We start from the raw sequence: 15,132 nt of genomic DNA on the forward strand, positions 1-15,132 counted from the left end.
CATTTCGGCGTGACGCCCAAGCTGAGCAGCCGCCGTGCCCATCACCACGTCCGCGCCCGGCCGGAGCTGCCGCGGCTGGTCGAGCCAAGCGTGCGGGCCGTGGTGATCGGCGGCGGCATCGCCGGCACCACTGCGGCGCTGCTGCTCGCCGAGCGAGGCGTCGCCGTCACCCTGGTGGAGGCCGCCGGGCAGCTCGGCGGCCGGCTCTCGGCCTGGCCGCGCACCATGGCCGACGGTTCGCGCCAGATGGTGGAGCACGGCTTCCACGGCTTCTTCCGGCAGTACTACAACTGGCACAACGTGCTGCGCCGGATCGACCCCGCGCTGTCGTTCCTGCGGCCGGCCGGGCGCTACCCGGTCATCTCGCGGCAATGGCCCGAGGAGAACTTCTCCGGCTTGCCCAAGCGGCCGCCGCTCAACCTGCTCACGCTGGTCGTCCGGTCACCCAGCCTGCGGTTGCGCGAGCTGCGCGGGGTGGACGGCCGGGCCGCCATGCCGCTGCTGAGCTTCTCGGCCGACCAGACCTACCGGGAGTTCGACCAGGTCTCGGCCAAGGACTTCCTCGACGCGCTGGGGATGCCGGCCCGGGCGCGGGCCAACCTCTTCGACGTCTTCGCGCACTCCTTCTTCAACCACCAGGAGGACATGTCCGCGGCCGAGATGATCATGCAGTTCCACTTCTACTTCCTGCGCAATCCCGAAGGGCTCGACTTCGACGCGCCGACGCAGGACTACCAGACCGCGATCTGGGGGCCGCTGGCCGAGCAGCTGCAGGCGCTCGGCGGGCAGATCCGCACCGGCGTCGCCGTCGATCGGATCGAGCCCGGCTGGAAGGTGATCCTCCGCGGCGGCGCCACGCTGGCCGCCGATCACGTCGTGCTGGCCGCCGATCCGGGATCCGCGCGTGACCTCGCGGCGGCGTCCCCGGCGCTCACCCCGGCGCTGGCCGCGCAACTGGGCAGCCTGCGGACCGCCCCGCCGTACGCGGTCAGCCGGCTCTGGACCGATCGCGACTTCGCACCGGAACGCAGCATCTTCACCAGCGTCGCGCAGGAGCCGACGCTGGACTCGGTGACGCTCTATCACCGCGTCGAGCGGGCCGCCGGGCAGTGGGCGCGGCGGCATCGCGGCGCGGTGGTCGAACTGCACGCCTATGCCGCGCCGGACGGGGTCGACGCCACCGAGCTCACCAAGCGGATGTGGGCCGAGCTCGGCAACCTGTGGCCGGAGACGGCCGGGATGTCCATCCTGGAGGCCGAGGAGCGGGTCGGCCGGGACGCGCCCGCCTTCGGGCTCGGCAGCGACGCCACCCGCCCCGGCGTGCGGACCGAGGCGGACGGACTCTTCCTGGCCGGCGACTGGGTCCGGATGCCGTTCCCGGCCGCCCTGATGGAACGCGCCGCGGCCTCGGCGGTGCTGGCCGTCAACGCGATCCTGGAACGGCACGGCGCCGGCCCGGAACCCGTGCTGTCCGTGGCGCCGAAGGGTTTGCTGGCACGTAACCTGTCGGGATGGTCGTCGAGGAGTTCGGCAGGCAACTGAAGTCTCTCGGGTGGGTCAGTGACCTGCTCGTGGCCGGTTCGCTGGCCACCGGCGACCACATCGAGGGGGTCAGCGACCTCGACCTGGTGGCGATCGTGACCGGTCCGGTCGACCGCGCGGCGATCACCGCGATCCACGACGGCTTCGCACCGGCCCTCAAGCTGGGCTGCGTCTATGTGGACGAGAGCACCCGGCTGGACCCCGCCGCCGAGCATCCGACGTGGACACACGGCGTGCAGGTCGAGCGCATCCTCTCCGGCGTGACCCGGGCCGAGCTGGTCCGGCACGGGTACGCGGTCTTCGGCCAGTCGCCGCGCGAGCTGTTCCCCGCGATGACCGACGACGACCTGCGCGCGGCCGCCCGCGCCGAGCTGACCGGCTACTGGGCCTGGGCGGCGAAGCGGCCGTGGCTGTGGCGCGACCCCGACATGGCCGATCTGAGCCTGACGTCGATGGCGCGCGGCCGGCACACGCTGGCGCACGGCACGCTGCTGACCAAGTCGGAGGCTGTCGAGCAGGCCGCCGCGCCCCGCTGGCTGATCGCCCAGCTGCGCTCCCGCCGCCGCGGCGGCACCGCGCGATCCCCGCGCCTGCGGGTCGCCTGGATCGCCTGGCGCGACACCCGGCGCACGGTGGCGGCGGCCGCTCGGGTTTAGCGCCGCGGCGCCGGGAAACCTCGGCATCATGCGCCTACTCACCTTCAACATCCTGGGCCGGCTCGGGGATTGGACCGCGCGGCGCGAGGTGCTCGCCGACGAGCTGCGCCGGCTCGCACCGGACCTCGCGGTCTTCCAGGAGACCGTGGTGACGGACGACTACGACCAGGTCGCCGACCTGCTCGGCGACGGCTACCACGTGCTGCACCAGCAGGGCCGCACCCCGGACGGGGTGGGCGCCTCGATCGCCGGCCGCTGGCCGATCACCGACGTACGCCAGGAGTTCCTGCACGTGACGCCGCGGGTGCACCGGGACGAGCCGTGGATCGGCAGCGTGGCGCTGGCCGGCATCGACACCCCGGACGGCCGGGTGCTGCTGGTGCACTTCAAGCCGTCGTGGCAGTTCCACCTGGCGCACGAGCGCGAGTTGCAGGCCCGGGTCACGGCCGGACTCGTGGAAGACGCCGTGCGCGATCAGGAGCCGGCGCACGTGCTGCTGGCCGGCGACTTCGACAGCACCCCGGACTCGTCGGTGGTCCGGTTCTGGTCCGGCCGGCAGGCGCTCGGCGACCTCAGCGTCGTCTATCGCGACGCCTGGGAGAGCGTGCACGGCGTGGCCGGCGGGCACACCTTCGTGCCGGAGAACCCGTTGCGGGCGCTGGGCAGCATCCGGTTCGAGATCGGCCGCCGCATCGACTACCTCTTCGTCCGCTACGACCAGTGGGGCCCCACGCTGCGGATCGAGGACTGCTTCCGGGTGCTGGACCGGCCGGTCGGCGGCGTGTGGGCGAGTGACCACTTCGGTGTCGCCGCCGACCTGGTGCCGCCGGACTGACCGGGTCAGCCGGCCCGGAAGGCGTCCAGCACGAACCACTCGTCCTCGTGGTGCACGACCCTGGTCAGGCCGGGCCGGGCGGCCAGCTCGGCGTGCACGTTGAAACCGTCGTAGTTGCCGCTGTTCTCCCGGTCGCGGAAGTGCACCGAGACCAGGTCGCCGCCCGGTTCCAGGCGTTCGACCAGGCCGTCCACGGTGGCCTGCAGGTCCGGCGCGCTCAGGTAATAGAGCAGGTCGCCGATGACGATCAGGTCGAAGGTGGCGTCCGGCAGGTCGGCGGGCAACGTGGCGAGCTCCGCGCGTACGCCGGGGAGGTCTTTGATCTGGTCCCGGGTCTGCGCCACGGCCGACTCGACGCTGTCCACCGCCAGGAGCTCGTCGCAGCGGGTGGCGAGCATGCGGGTCAGCAGGCCGATCGAGCAGCCCGGCTCGTAACCCGAGCGGTATCGAGCGCGCGGCAGGCTGGCCATGGTCACCGCGTATTTACGCTGGTCGTGCCACTTGGTCGCGAGATCCCACGGATCGTCCTTGGCGAGGTAGAGCCCGATGAAGTAGTCGAGGGAGACCGAGGCCTCCGGCGGTTGGGCGTCACCCTGAGTTCTTGCCACGCCGCGATTCTGCCGTAGCGAATATGGTGATCCGCATGGACCTGGAGTTCACCGGTGAGGTCTGGGAGTGGCGCGGGCCGGCGCCGCACCACTTCGTGACCGTGCCGGAGGAGGAGAGCGCCGCGCTGGAGGCGGCATCGTCGCAGGTCACCTATGGCTGGGGGATGATTCCGGCGGCCGTGCGGATGGGTGGCACCGAGTGGACGACGGCGCTCTGGCCCAAGAACGGCGGCTACATCGTGCCGCTCAAGGCCAAGGTGCGCAGGACCGAGGGCGTCGACGTCGGCGACGTGGTCACGATCCGGCTGACCATCGACGTCTGATCAGGCCCGGGTCGCGGTGAACATGAAGCAGCCGTAGGCGATGTTGCGGCTGTGGATCTGCGCCACCGCCGGGTCCTCGAACATGGCGTTGAGCAGGGCTTCCGGGTCGCTGCCGTCGTGCTGGCGGCTGGCCGGGTGGATCCAGCCGCGGTCGTCGTAGGCGCGCAGGACCTGCTTGCGGCCGTACCAGTCGGCGGGGTAGGGGTGGGCGTTCGCCGGGCCGGCGCACGCCTCGGCGTGCGCGAACACCGCGCCCACCTCGCGATAGGGGCTGGGCGGCAGCGGCGGCTCATAGCCGAACAGGATCAGGGCCTCGCCCGGCGTGGCGTCTCGCAGGCAGCATCGCAGCGGCTCGCCGCCGGTGGCGACCGCGTGCTCGACCGGGTTGCCGGACACATCCAGGCCGCGACCGCGGACGTCGTCGAGGACCTCGGGCGGCAGGGCGTTGATGGTGTAGGTCATGCTTCGATCCTGCAGCCGATGCCCACCCGAGTCTGGCGGGCATCGGACGTCGCATTTCGGTGCGGAAGGGGGGACTCGAACCCCCACGCCCTCACGGACAAAGGCTCCTAAGACCTTCGCGTCTGCCATTCCGCCACTCCCGCCGGCGAGAGAAGTCTAGACAACCCTCGACGCAAGCAGGCAGGGGACGAGCCACGGCGGCCGCCTCGCGGGTCTGCGCCGCATGACAGCCGCCGTGGGTCGGCGCGACATCTCCACTCAATAGCGGAACATCGCCAGGCTCTTCTGCAGATCGGCCGCCACCGTGGCGAGCTCGTCGGCGGCCGCCGCGGTGTGTGTGGCCGCGCCGGTGGTCTCCGCGGCGGCCTCCGCGACCTCGGCCATGTTCGCCGAGATCTCGCCGGTGCCCGCCGCGACCTCGCCGACGTTGCGGCCCATCTCGTTGGTGGTCGCGGTCTGCTCCTCGACCGCCGCCGCGATCGCGGTCTGCGTCTCGTTGATCTGGTCGATCACCGCGCCGATCTCCTCGATCGCGGACACCGCCGCGGCCGAGTCGGTCTGGATCGCGCCGACCCGGGTGCGGATGTCCTCGGTCGCCCGCGCGGTCTCCTGGGCCAGTTCCTTGACCTCGCCGGCGACGACCGCGAAGCCCTTGCCGGCCGCACCGGCCCGGGCCGCCTCGATGGTCGCGTTCAGCGCCAGCAGGTTGGTCTGCGCCGCGATCGACGTGATGATCTTGACGACCGAGACGATCTCCGCGGACGAGACGCCGAGCTTGTTCAGGATCGCGCCGGCCTCGCCGGAGACCCGCACCGCGGTGCCGGCCACCTCGGCCGCGCTGGCCGTGCTGCGCGCGATCTCGACGATCGAGCTGCCGATCTCCTCGGCGCCCGCCGACACGGTGGCGATGTTTCTGCTGATCTGGGCGGACGCGGCGGAGACCGCGTTGGCGCGACCGGCCGAGCGGGCCGCGGACGAGCTCATCTGCCCGGCCACCGCGGTCAGCTCCTCGGAGGACGATGCGAGCGTTGCCACGTTGCCGTTGATCCCCTGCAGGGTGCCGGTCAGCCGGTCGAGCGCCGTGTTCAGCGCGCCGGCCATCCGGCCCACCTCGTCCCGGCCGGGCACGTCGAGCCGCTGGTCCAGCCGGCCCTCGGCGAGGCCCTCGAGCACCTCGACGGTGCGTCGCAGCGGGCGGGACAGCGCGTTGCCGACCACCACCGCGAGCACCAGCGCGATCAGCAGGCCGGCGCCGATCAGCACGCCGACCACGACCTGGGCTTGCTTCGCGGCCGAACGGGCGGCGGCCATCTGCTGCTGGGCGGCGGTGTCCTCGAACCGGGCCAGGTTGTTCAGCGACGCGGTCATCGCGTTGGCGAACGGGTCCGCCTGACCGCCCTGCGCGGACAGAAAACGGTCCAGGTTGTTCGCCTTGGCGGCCGGGACCAGCGACCCGTCGCGCGCCTTGCGGTAGCCGGCCAGCGCGGTGGCGAACGAGTCACGGTCCGCCTCGCGGCCGATCATGTCGATCGCGGTGTACTGCTGCCAGGTGCTGTCGATCGTGTGGTCGAGCTGGCGGATGGCCTGCTCGATGTTTCCCACGTCGGCGGCGGGGGAGTGCAGCACCAGCGTGGCGGTGAGCGCGCGCGCCTGCTGCACATCGGCCCGGACCTGCCCGATCAGCTCGGTGGCCTGCAGGTTGGAGCGGTAGACGTGCTCCAGCCGCTGGTCCGCGCTCTGCACCTCGGCGAGCCCGGTGGCCCCGATGGCGATCATCGAGACGCACAGCACGCCGAAGCTGACGAACAGCTTCTGGGCGACCGGCAGATTGCGCAGCGGACCAGACATTGGCGGTCTCCCGGGGCTGTCGGGGCGGTGTGTTACCCGTCCTATCGGCAGCCCCGATGGAGAACGAAGCGATCGGCGGCGCTGTGGCTCAGTCGATGCCCAGGTCTCGCCGCAGCTTGGCGACGTGCCCGGTGGCCTTCACGTTGTAGAGCGCCTTGTCGATGGCGCCGTCCTCGTCGATCACGAACGTGGAGCGGATCACCCCGGTCACCGTCTTGCCATAGAGCTGCTTTTCACCCCACGCGCCATATGCCGTCAGGACGCTCTTGTCCTCGTCGCTGACCAGCGGGAACGTGATCGCGTCACGCTCGCGGAACTTGGCCAGCTTGGCCGGCGGGTCGGGGGAGATGCCGACCACCTCATAACCCGCGCCCTGCAGGGAGGCCAGCGAGTCACGGAAGTCGCACGCCTGGGTGGTGCAGCCGGGCGTCATCGCGGCGGGATATGCATAAAGCACCACCTTGCGCCCGCGGAGATCCTTGAGCGAGAGGCTGTCGCCGTTGTCGGTCGGGAGCGTGAAGTCGGGCGCGGCGTCGCCGTGAGCCAGCCGGGAGTCGGTCATGCCTCGACCTTAGCCCCGGCCTCCGACACTTTCCGGAGCCGGTGGATCCCGGCCGCGGCCATGCCCAGCCCGGCGCCGACGGCGGTCAGCACGGCGACCCGGGCGATCCACGAGGGCCCGGCGACCGGCACCACCGCGGCCCGGAAGACACCCACGTCGACCAGGCCGCCGAAGATCGCGATCAGCGCGCCGGAGAGCGTCAGCAGGAAGGGTGATCGTCTCGCGAAAGCCGACAAAACGCCCACCAGGCCGATGGCGTAGGTGAGCGCCGGCGCGGGCGCGTCCAGTGTCCGAAATGTCGCGTAAGCGATCAGTCCCACCCCGGCCACCGCCCCGGCGAACGACGGCCATCGGAAGACCACGATCGCCAGGATCGCTGCGCCGCCCCACCAGAGCCAGGGCCGCGGTGGCGGCAGGTAATCCAGCGTCCCGCGCAATTCGAGAGCTGCCGCCCCCTGCCGCAACGGCACGCTCCACGACCTGATCCGGTGCGCCGACGACGGGTCGGCCGCCGCGGACGGCGGCAGCCCGGCGCTCATCCAATGCGTGCGCTGGTCGTGCCAGCGCGCGGTGCGATCCGCCGACACGTGGCGCCACTGCGGGGGCACGGTGGGATCGGCGTCCGCCGGCACCGGGGTCTCGCCGTCCAGAGTTCGATTCAGGTACGCGGCCGGCGACCGCAAGTTTTCGAACACCCCGTCCGGCCGCACCTCCAGATAGGGCTCACCGGAGTAGCCGAGCACCTCCACCGTCCGCCCGGTGTCGTTGGTCAGCTCCAGGCGCGCGCCGGCCTCGATGGTGGTCACCGAGAGACCGGGCAACGCGGGAGTGACGCCGCTGACCCGCGTGCGGAAGGAAGTGGAATCCGGGGTGTCGCCGCCGTGCGCGGAAGCGGGTGCGGCCGGGACGAGTGCCCCGGCCACCACCGCGACGATCAGGAGCGCACGTCTCACCCGACCGCTTTCTGCAGCTCGGCAGGGGTCGGATTGGCGAGCTTGGTGCCGTTGACCAGCACCGTCGGGGTGGACGAGACGCCACGCGAGGAGGCCGTCTCGGTGGCCCGGGTGGCCCAGTTGCGATAGGTCCCGCCGGTCACCGCATCGCGGAACGAGCTGTCGGTGAGGCCGGCCGACTCGCCGAGCTCGACCAGTTTGGCGTTGTCCAGGCCGTCGCTGCCCTCGGCCGGCTGATTGTCGAAGAGCACCTGGTGATACTGCACGAACTTGCCCGCCTCCGCCGCCGCGGCCGCCGCACCCGCCGCGCGCGTCGAATACTCATTGCCGTTCGAGGCGCCGTCCAGGATCGCGATCGGGTGATAGCGAACGGTTACCTTGTTCGCCGCGATGAGCTGCTGCAAGGCGGCGCCGGACTCGGTCTCGAACTGGCGGCAGACCGGGCACATGAAGTCTTCGTAGATGTCGATGGTGACCGGCCCGGTGCCGGCCGCGAACGCCGTCCCGTCGTCCACCGCACTGGCCGGGTTCGCTCCGGTCGCGGTGTCCTGCTTCTGACTCGAATACACGCCGTAGCCGATCAGGCCCGCGATCAGCAGCACCGCGACCACCGCCACCGACGTCCACACGGTGGTCCTGCGGCGCTTCTCCGCCGCCTTCTGCTGCTCCACGATCCGCTTCGCGGCGACGCGCTGCTTCGTTCCCTTGCTCATCGCGATCCCACTCCCATCAGCACGCCATCCATCGAGATCCGGGTCCGCGGCCGCCACAGCAGGATCCCGGCGAGCACGAGGAAGCCGGCGTCGCGCGCCAGCTCCCACAGATAGGCCGGACTCTGCCCCGCGCTCAGGTCGCCGCCCTTGCTGAAGCAGCCGCAGTCGATCTGCAGCCCGCGCGCCCAGGCACTGACGATCCCGGCCATGAAAAGCACCAGCAGCACCGCCGAGATGCCCGCGCTCAGCCGCACCGCGAGGCCGATCAGCAGCAGCAGGCCGAGCGCGATCTCCAGGAACGGCTGCACCGCGCCGACCACCTGGGCCGCCGAGAACGGCATCAACCGGTACGCGTTCACCGCACGCCCCGAGGCGGCCAGGTCGGTCACCTTGAGCCCGCCCGCGACGATCCACACCGCGGCCAGGCCGAGCCGGGCGGCGGTCGAGACCCACGCCATCTTCACGCCCGGTTAGTCGGCGGACCTACCGGCGAGGTTCCCCGAATCCGGCTGGGGGTTGCCTGGAAATCAGCTGGCTTCCGCCTGGGTGACCGCGGTCACCAGTTCGTCGCGGGCCCGGGCCACGCGCGACCGGATGGTGCCGACCGGCACCCCCTCGACCTCGGCCGCCTCCGCATAGGAGAGCCCGAGCATCTGGGTCAGCACGAACGCGGTCCGCCGATCCTCGCCGAGCCGGCTCAGCAGATCCGCCGCGCTCATCCGCTGACCCGGCTCCGGCTGCGGGGTCGCGGTCCACGCGTTCGCCGCCAGCCGCAGCGACAACCGCCGCCGGCGCACCACCCCGCGCAGATGGTCCGCGCAGGTCCGCCGCGCGATGCCGAGCAGCCAGGTGCGCACGCCGGAGCGCGCTTCGAAGCGGGGCAGCGCCTGGAACGCCCGCAGATAGGTCTCCTGCGTCAGGTCGTCGGCGGCGCCGGGATCGACCAGCGCGGCGGTGAAGCGCCAGACCTCCGCCTGGGTCGCGCGGACGAAGTCGGCCTGCGCGCCGGCGTCGCCGGCCTGCGCGCGCAGAGCGAGCAGGGTGGTCGCGTCTCGGCCGTTTTCCCCCGACGTCACGGCCGTTGATGGTACGCGGTACGTCAGGAAACCCACCCGCCCGTGTGCGGTGTCGTCGTGATCGGGGAGCATTGCCTTCATGTCTGGTGATCGACGTCGTGTGCGCGGAGTCCTCGCGGCCTGGCTCGGCCTCATGTTCGGCCTGCTCCTGGCGCTGCTCGGCCCGGCCGCCCCGGCCAGCGCGCACGCCGCGCTGGTGGGCAGCGACCCGAGCAACGGCACGGTGGTGCCCGACGCGCCGAACAAGGTGACGCTCACCTTCAGCGAGTCGATCCAGCTGCTGGCCGGCAAGATCCAGATCCTCGGCCCGGACGGCTCGCGCGCCGACCAGGGCGAGCCGACGTCGACCGGCACCTCGGTCACCATCCCGCTGCGGTCCGGCGGCGGCCGGGGCACCTATCTGGTGAGCTACCGGGTGATCTCCGCGGACAGCCACCCGGTGGCGGGCAGCCTGACCTATTCGGTCGGCGCCGCGTCCGCGCCGCCGACCGAGGACGCGATCCCGGAGACCATCGACCCGGTGGTGCGGGCCATGATCCCGGTCGGCAAATACCTCGGGTACGCCGGACTGGTGCTGCTCGTCGGCCCGGTGCTGGTGCTCGCGCTGCTGTGGCCGCACCGGCTGTCGCGCACCGGACCGGCCCGGCTGGTCTGGACCGGCCTCGGGCTGATCGCCGGCAGCACCCTGCTCGGGCTCTGGCTGCAGGCGCCCTATGCGATCGGCTCCGGTTTCTTCGGGGCGTCCTTCGCCGACTTCCAGGACGTGCTCGGCAGCACGTATGGAGCGGTGATGCTGGTCCGGCTCGGCGTGATCTCCGCGGCCGCGTTCCTGCTGCGGCCGCTGCTGCGCGGTGACGGCGGCGAGTCCAAGGCGGACCTGGCGCTGCTCGGCGTGCTCGGGGTGGCCGCACTGGCCACCTGGCCGCTGACCGGGCACCCGACCGCCTCGCCGGTGGCCGGGGTGTCCGTGGTGGTCGACGCCGTGCACCTGGCCGCCATGTCGGTGTGGGTCGGCGGGCTGGTCATGCTGGTGGCGTTCCTGCTGCCCCGGGCCGACGAACGGGAACTGGGCGCGATCCTGCCGATCTGGTCGCGCTGGGCGGCCGCCGCGGTCGGGGCGCTGGTGGTGGCCGGCGTGGTGCAGGCGCTGATCGAGGTGTCGTCGTTCTCCGGCTTCGTCAACAGCCTCTACGGCCGGCTGATCCTGGTGAAGGTCGGACTCGTGATCATCGCGGTCGCGGTGGCCGCCTGGTCCCGCAGGATGGTGATCGCGAAGACCGCCGAAACCGGCCCGCCCCGGTTGCGGCGGGCGGTGCTGGTCGAGCTCGGCATCATCGTGATCGTGCTGGGCGTGACGTCGGCGCTGGTGAACGTGCCACCGCCGCGCACCGCCGCCGCCTCGGAACAGGCCGCCACCACGACGACGGTGACCCAGACGATCCGCAACGACACGATGGCGCTGCAGGTGGACGTGTTCCCCGCCGCGGTGGGCAACAACTCGATCCACCTTTACGCGTACACGCCGGACGGCAAGCCGCTGCCGGTGGTGGAGTGGACCGCCACGGCCGGCCTGCCCTCGGCGAGCATCGAGCCGATCGAGATCCCGCTGCTGCGCATCACGGACTTCCACGCGGTGGGCGACATCGCGCTGCCGCAGTCGGGCGCCTGGAAGTTGAGCTTCACGGTGCGTACCAGCGACATCGACCGGTCCACGCTGAGCATGGACGTCAAGATCAATTAGGCCTCGTTGCCGTTTCGATAGAACTGTTAGCGACCGTTTGACCACTTTGGTGGCTTTTTGGTATGTATCGTCTGCGCAGTGACACCCGAGAAGGGGGAGAAGCTGATGCGGGCGCTGCGCACGATCCTCGGCATGCTGTTGCTCACCATCGGTCTGCCGGCCTTGTTCGCCGGAGCGGGCCTCTGGGCCGCGATGCAGCACCGCGACGCGGGCGGTGCGTTCAGCGGCCCGGTGCAGACCATCACCACGAGCGGCCACGCGGTGGTGATCGACGACGTGGACGCGCTGCTGCGCAAGGACGCGCCGTTCACCCGCCTCGGCAACGGCCGCCTGCGCCTGACCGTGCGCAGTGGAGGCAGCCCCGCGTTCGTGGGCCTGGCCCCACGCGCGGAGGCGGCGGCCTACCTCGACGGCGTGCCGCATTCGGTGGTCCGCTCCGTCGACATCGGCACCGGCGCGCTGCCGGTGAAGACGTCCCGCGTGACCGGCCGTCAGGCTCCCCAGACCGTGCCGTCGGCCACGACGATCTGGATGCGCGCCGGCAACGGCCAGCTCGACTGGAACCCGCAAGCCTTGGAGAACGGCGCCTACAGCCTGGTCATCATGAACCAGGCGGCCGAGCCCGGGCTGCAGCTGAAGGCGACCGCGGCGCTGAGCCCCGGCTGGCTGAACTCGAGCACCTGGGCGCTGCTGATGCTCGGCAGCCTGACGGTGATGTCCGGGATGATCGTGCTGGCCTGGCCGGGCCGCCGCCGCGAGGTGGTCTATGTGGTCGAGCCCAGCCAGGTCCCCGACCTGATGAAGGCGATCGGCGCACCGCTGCCGCTGACCCGCACGGGCGGCCGCCACGCGGCAGCGAACCGCCCCCGCACCCTGGCCGACTCGCTGTCCTCCTACTCTGCCGTGGGCTCGCCGGTGCCTGCTCTCGCCGGCGCCTCCGCATCCTCGGCCGGCTCTACTTCTTCGGCCGGCTCTACTTCTTCGGCCGGCTCCATGTCTTCGGCCGGCTCCATGTCTTCGGCCGGCTCCGCTACTTCGGCGGCGCTCGCTGCTGCTTCGGCCTCGCTGGCCAGTGCTTCGGCCTCGATGGCCGCGGCGTCCGCGTCGGGGCAGGGTTCGCGCACGGCCACCTTGCCGTCGGCGGCGTTGGCCGCCGCCGCGGGCTCGTCGTCTTCCGCCGCAGCGTCGCAGTCGGCCGCCGCCGCCTCGCCGTCCTCCTCCGCCGCCGCCTCGCCGTCTTCCGCCGTGGCTTCGTCGTCTTCCGCCATGGCCTCGACGTCTAGCGCTGCGGCCTCGCAGTCGGCCGCCGGCGGCTGCCAGCTGGCGTGGCCACCGGCCGGGCCGCCGGCCGCCGCGGATTACGCGGCAGCGACGGCCATCCCGCCGCGCACGGGCGGCGCCCACCGCGCGCCCGCCACCAAGGCCCCCGGCGAACCACTGGAACTGATCGGCGGCACCACCTCGGCCTCCGGCCTCCCGCCAATGGCGGGCCTGGTCGGCGCCTCCGGCCCGGTGCCCACATCGGACCCGCTGTTCGGCCGCCCCGCGCGTCGCAAGCAGGCCACTCCGGCCGAGGGCGCCCCGGTCTTCGAGGCGTCCGCGGTGGAAGCCTGGGTAGCAGAGACCGCCGCGGCGCGAGCTCGTGAGACGGAGGCGCGGGCGGCGGCAGCGCTGGCCCGCGAGAACCGCCGGCCATCCGGCACCTGGGAGCCGAACGGCTTGCGCCGAGCCGAGTCCCGCAAGGTAGGCCTGACCCTCCCACCCACCACCCCAAAGCCGAACACGCCGGCGCCCGCGTCCCCGACCGCCGCGTCCCCGACCGCTGTGGCCGCGGCCGCCGAGTCTCCGACCTCTTCGTCTCCGACCTCTTCGTCTCCGGCCACTGCGTCATCGGTTGCCGCTTCGTCGGTCGGTGCCAAGTCTGGTGTGGCTGCGGCCGACTCGGCGAAGCCGGCATCGACCGCCAAGTCGTCCCCGGCCGCGCAGACCCAGGCCACATCGAGCTCGGCGAAGTCGAGCTCGTCCGAGCAAGCTCCGGCCGGTTCGTCCGCGCCGAGTTCCGCCACCAACTCTCCGGTCGCGTCGTCCGCGCATGCCTCCTCCGCGCAGGTTCCGGCCACCGCTGCTCCCGCCGCGACCACCAAGCCGACCAACCCGGCATCCGCGCCGACCAAGCCGGCTTCTTCGTCGGCATCGGCGCCTTCACACAAGCCGAACTCTCCGTCGCAGGTTCCGGCAGCATCGGTCAAGCCGGGCTCACTCGCGGAGACCTCAGCCGCGTCGTCGTCGACCTCGGCGAAGTCGGGCTCGGCTGCCCAGACCCCGGCCGCCTCGCCGAATCCGGGCGCATCGGCGCAGGCCCTGGCGGCTTCGCCGACGGCTTCGGCGGCGGCCGCTCTGGCCAAACCGGGTTCCCTCGCAGCCAACTCGACGGCACCTACCAAGGCGAGCCCTTCGGCGGAGGCATCGACGTCAAGCGCGGCAGGTTCGGCCCAGCCGACCTCTCCCGCGACTTCGACCTCCTCGACCAAGCCGGAATCCCCGGCAGGCAAAGCGGCAACCGAGTCGGCCAAGGCGGAATCACTCGCAGAGACCACGACGTCCACAAAGCGAGCTTCTGCAGCGCAGGTTCCGGCGTCGGCCGCGACTCCCGCGGTGAAGCCGGCTTCGCGCGCTGAGACCTCGACCGACGCGTCGTCGGTCAAGCCGGGTTCTCCCGCGCAGGTTCCGGCGACAGCCGCCACCTCGACGCCGAAGCCCCTTCCCGCAGCACAGCCGCCGGCTGTCTCTGGTGTCAGCGGATCGGTCAAGCCTTCCTCTCCCATGCAGAGCCCGGCAGCGTCGGCGCCCGTCAAGCCGGCTTCTTCCACACAGACTCCGGACTCAGGAGCCGCGGCCACACCGGTCTCGTCTGCGCAGGCTCCGACGTCGCCGGGCCAGCCCGAATCAGCCAAGCCGCGCATCCCGGGCCGAGGCCTGGCGGCGCTGATCCCGGCTGCCGCGGGCAAGCCGCTCCCTCCCGCACGGACTTCGGCTCCCGCAACGACCGAGACCAGCTCCACGCCGCCCCCGCCCGCGGGCGCAGCGACCACGGAGCGCCCCGCCGGGCAGGCGACGCCCACCGAGATGACCTCCCGCTCCGCAGCGCCGGCAACGTCGGGCTCCGCCAAGGCGATCTCCGACGACCAGCCCGAGACAACCGAACCCGCCAGGGTCACAACCGAGTCCTCCACAGCACTGGCAAAGGCCGCTACGGCCTCACCCGCGACCGCGCCGGCCGCGCCCGTTGCCTCGGCCCGGCCCGCCTCTTCAGCAGGCACACAAGCAAGCACCCAGCCGGCGCAAGCGCCGACCACTACAACCGGCCCCGCAACGCCCGGCGCGGCCACGAGCCGCACACCCACTGCCAATCCGACCCTCGCCACCGCGCAGCCCGGCTCCGGATCGGTGTCCGCGCCGACTACGAAGCCTTTGGCCGCCACCACGCAGCCCAGCGACGGGTCGGTGTCCGCGCTGACCTCAAAGTCCTCGACCGCCACGTCGCAATCCGCGAGCGGATCCGCGACGCCCACCGCCAAGCCGGAATCCACCGCCTCCGTGCCCAGCACCGGAACGTCGCCTTCGGCGGCTGCCAAACCACCGGTCGCGACCACCCGGTCCAGGGACGACACCGCCACCAAGTCGACGGCCGCGGCCACACCGTCCGCCGGTGAAGCTTCCGCCAACCCGGCGACGGTCGGCACCCAGCGATCCACAGCCGACAAGAACACCGAAGCAACCAAGACCACAGCCGGCACCAAGCCGTCCACCGGA

General features: G+C 72.0%; 15 protein-coding genes and 1 tRNA gene. 5 read left to right on the forward strand and 11 right to left on the reverse strand.

The annotated features are described in order from the left end of the window. The first annotated feature begins 9 nt into the window (after positions 1-9). From ACZ6TI_RS27965 to ACZ6TI_RS27975, 3 genes are read left to right on the forward strand one after another with little or no spacing between them, the layout of a single operon-like run. Positions 10-1,542 (forward strand): hydroxysqualene dehydroxylase, encoded by a 1,533-nt coding sequence (locus ACZ6TI_RS27965; protein ID WP_465348132.1) that lies wholly within the window; start codon positions 10-12, stop codon positions 1,540-1,542. After that, complete coding sequence (locus ACZ6TI_RS27970) at positions 1,512-2,198, forward strand: nucleotidyltransferase domain-containing protein (protein WP_465348133.1); 687 nt, start codon at positions 1,512-1,514, stop codon at positions 2,196-2,198. Before ACZ6TI_RS27965 ends, ACZ6TI_RS27970 begins: the two co-directional genes overlap by 31 nt. 28 nt (positions 2,199-2,226) lie before the next feature. Then, on the forward strand, positions 2,227-3,033 hold the full coding sequence (locus ACZ6TI_RS27975) for an endonuclease/exonuclease/phosphatase family protein (protein WP_465348134.1): 807 nt from the start codon (positions 2,227-2,229) through the stop codon (positions 3,031-3,033). Positions 3,034-3,038: 5 nt separating this feature from the next. On the opposite strand, the gene ACZ6TI_RS27980 is transcribed toward ACZ6TI_RS27975, so the two are convergent. Further along, positions 3,039-3,641: an SAM-dependent methyltransferase gene (locus ACZ6TI_RS27980; RefSeq protein ID WP_465348135.1), complete on the reverse strand. Its 603-nt coding sequence runs from the start codon at positions 3,639-3,641 to the stop codon at positions 3,039-3,041. A 35-nt stretch (positions 3,642-3,676) separates the two neighbouring features. Between ACZ6TI_RS27980 and ACZ6TI_RS27985 the strand changes: the two genes are divergently transcribed. After that, complete coding sequence (locus tag ACZ6TI_RS27985; protein WP_465348136.1) at positions 3,677-3,964, forward strand: DUF1905 domain-containing protein; 288 nt, start codon at positions 3,677-3,679, stop codon at positions 3,962-3,964. On the opposite strand, the gene ACZ6TI_RS27990 is transcribed toward ACZ6TI_RS27985, so the two are convergent. The 8 genes from ACZ6TI_RS27990 to ACZ6TI_RS28025 form a co-directional block, all read right to left on the reverse strand. Continuing rightward, the gene (locus tag ACZ6TI_RS27990) at positions 3,965-4,426 is read right to left on the reverse strand and encodes a DUF1203 domain-containing protein (RefSeq protein WP_465348137.1); all 462 of its coding nucleotides are present in this window, start codon (positions 4,424-4,426) and stop codon (positions 3,965-3,967) included. It abuts the gene before it with no gap. A gap of 60 nt (positions 4,427-4,486) precedes the next feature. Then, positions 4,487-4,569: transfer RNA gene (locus ACZ6TI_RS27995), tRNA-Leu, on the reverse strand. A gap of 115 nt (positions 4,570-4,684) precedes the next feature. Beyond that, entirely contained in the window at positions 4,685-6,274 is a 1,590-nt protein-coding gene (locus ACZ6TI_RS28000; RefSeq protein ID WP_465348138.1) for a methyl-accepting chemotaxis protein, read from the reverse strand. An 88-nt stretch (positions 6,275-6,362) separates the two neighbouring features. Beyond that, positions 6,363-6,836: a thioredoxin-dependent thiol peroxidase gene (gene bcp, locus ACZ6TI_RS28005; RefSeq protein WP_465348139.1), complete on the reverse strand. Its 474-nt coding sequence runs from the start codon at positions 6,834-6,836 to the stop codon at positions 6,363-6,365. Continuing rightward, positions 6,833-7,789: a hypothetical protein gene (locus tag ACZ6TI_RS28010; RefSeq protein WP_465348140.1), complete on the reverse strand. Its 957-nt coding sequence runs from the start codon at positions 7,787-7,789 to the stop codon at positions 6,833-6,835. The genes bcp and ACZ6TI_RS28010 overlap by 4 nt, the downstream gene beginning before the upstream one ends. Then, positions 7,786-8,502, reverse strand: coding sequence for a DsbA family protein (locus ACZ6TI_RS28015; protein ID WP_465348141.1), 717 nt, complete (start codon positions 8,500-8,502; stop codon positions 7,786-7,788). The genes ACZ6TI_RS28010 and ACZ6TI_RS28015 overlap by 4 nt, the downstream gene beginning before the upstream one ends. Next, complete coding sequence (locus tag ACZ6TI_RS28020; protein WP_465348402.1) at positions 8,499-8,960, reverse strand: MauE/DoxX family redox-associated membrane protein; 462 nt, start codon at positions 8,958-8,960, stop codon at positions 8,499-8,501. The genes ACZ6TI_RS28015 and ACZ6TI_RS28020 overlap by 4 nt, the downstream gene beginning before the upstream one ends. A gap of 69 nt (positions 8,961-9,029) precedes the next feature. Then, positions 9,030-9,578, reverse strand: a complete 549-nt coding sequence (locus tag ACZ6TI_RS28025) for a sigma-70 family RNA polymerase sigma factor (protein ID WP_465348142.1) — start codon at positions 9,576-9,578, stop codon at positions 9,030-9,032. Between the two features lie 79 nt (positions 9,579-9,657). On the opposite strand from ACZ6TI_RS28025, the gene ACZ6TI_RS28030 reads away from it, so the two are divergent. Continuing rightward, complete coding sequence (locus tag ACZ6TI_RS28030; protein ID WP_465348143.1) at positions 9,658-11,319, forward strand: copper resistance CopC/CopD family protein; 1,662 nt, start codon at positions 9,658-9,660, stop codon at positions 11,317-11,319. An 893-nt stretch (positions 11,320-12,212) separates the two neighbouring features. Here the strand turns inward: ACZ6TI_RS28030 and ACZ6TI_RS28035 are convergent. Together ACZ6TI_RS28035 and ACZ6TI_RS28040 are read right to left on the reverse strand one after the other, a co-directional pair. Beyond that, positions 12,213-12,587 carry a hypothetical protein gene (locus ACZ6TI_RS28035; RefSeq protein WP_465348144.1) on the reverse strand — a complete coding sequence of 125 codons (375 nt, stop codon included), beginning with the start codon at positions 12,585-12,587 and terminating at the stop codon, positions 12,213-12,215. 90 nt (positions 12,588-12,677) lie between these two features. Beyond that, entirely contained in the window at positions 12,678-15,128 is a 2,451-nt protein-coding gene (locus ACZ6TI_RS28040; protein ID WP_465348145.1) for a hypothetical protein, read from the reverse strand. Positions 15,129-15,132: the final 4 nt, after the last annotated feature.

Source organism: Actinoplanes sp. NPDC051388, from assembly GCF_055586225.1.

What these genes read in the sequence shown, in the direction of transcription:
- ACZ6TI_RS27970 (WP_465348133.1), top strand. Translation starts at nt 1,512, where the DNA reads ATGGTCGTCGAGGAGTTCGGCAGGCAACTGAAGTCTCTCGGGTGGGTC.
- ACZ6TI_RS27975 (WP_465348134.1), top strand. Translation starts at nt 2,227, where the DNA reads ATGCGCCTACTCACCTTCAACATCCTGGGCCGGCTCGGGGATTGGACC.
- ACZ6TI_RS27985 (WP_465348136.1), top strand. Translation starts at nt 3,677, where the DNA reads ATGGACCTGGAGTTCACCGGTGAGGTCTGGGAGTGGCGCGGGCCGGCG.
- ACZ6TI_RS27990 (WP_465348137.1), bottom strand. Translation starts at nt 4,426, where the DNA reads ATGACCTACACCATCAACGCCCTGCCGCCCGAGGTCCTCGACGACGTC.
- ACZ6TI_RS28000 (WP_465348138.1), bottom strand. Translation starts at nt 6,274, where the DNA reads ATGTCTGGTCCGCTGCGCAATCTGCCGGTCGCCCAGAAGCTGTTCGTC.
- bcp (WP_465348139.1), bottom strand. Translation starts at nt 6,836, where the DNA reads ATGACCGACTCCCGGCTGGCTCACGGCGACGCCGCGCCCGACTTCACG.
- ACZ6TI_RS28015 (WP_465348141.1), bottom strand. Translation starts at nt 8,502, where the DNA reads ATGAGCAAGGGAACGAAGCAGCGCGTCGCCGCGAAGCGGATCGTGGAG.
- ACZ6TI_RS28020 (WP_465348402.1), bottom strand. Translation starts at nt 8,960, where the DNA reads ATGGCGTGGGTCTCGACCGCCGCCCGGCTCGGCCTGGCCGCGGTGTGG.
- ACZ6TI_RS28030 (WP_465348143.1), top strand. Translation starts at nt 9,658, where the DNA reads ATGTCTGGTGATCGACGTCGTGTGCGCGGAGTCCTCGCGGCCTGGCTC.
- ACZ6TI_RS28035 (WP_465348144.1), bottom strand. Translation starts at nt 12,587, where the DNA reads ATGGCGGAAGACGACGAAGCCACGGCGGAAGACGGCGAGGCGGCGGCG.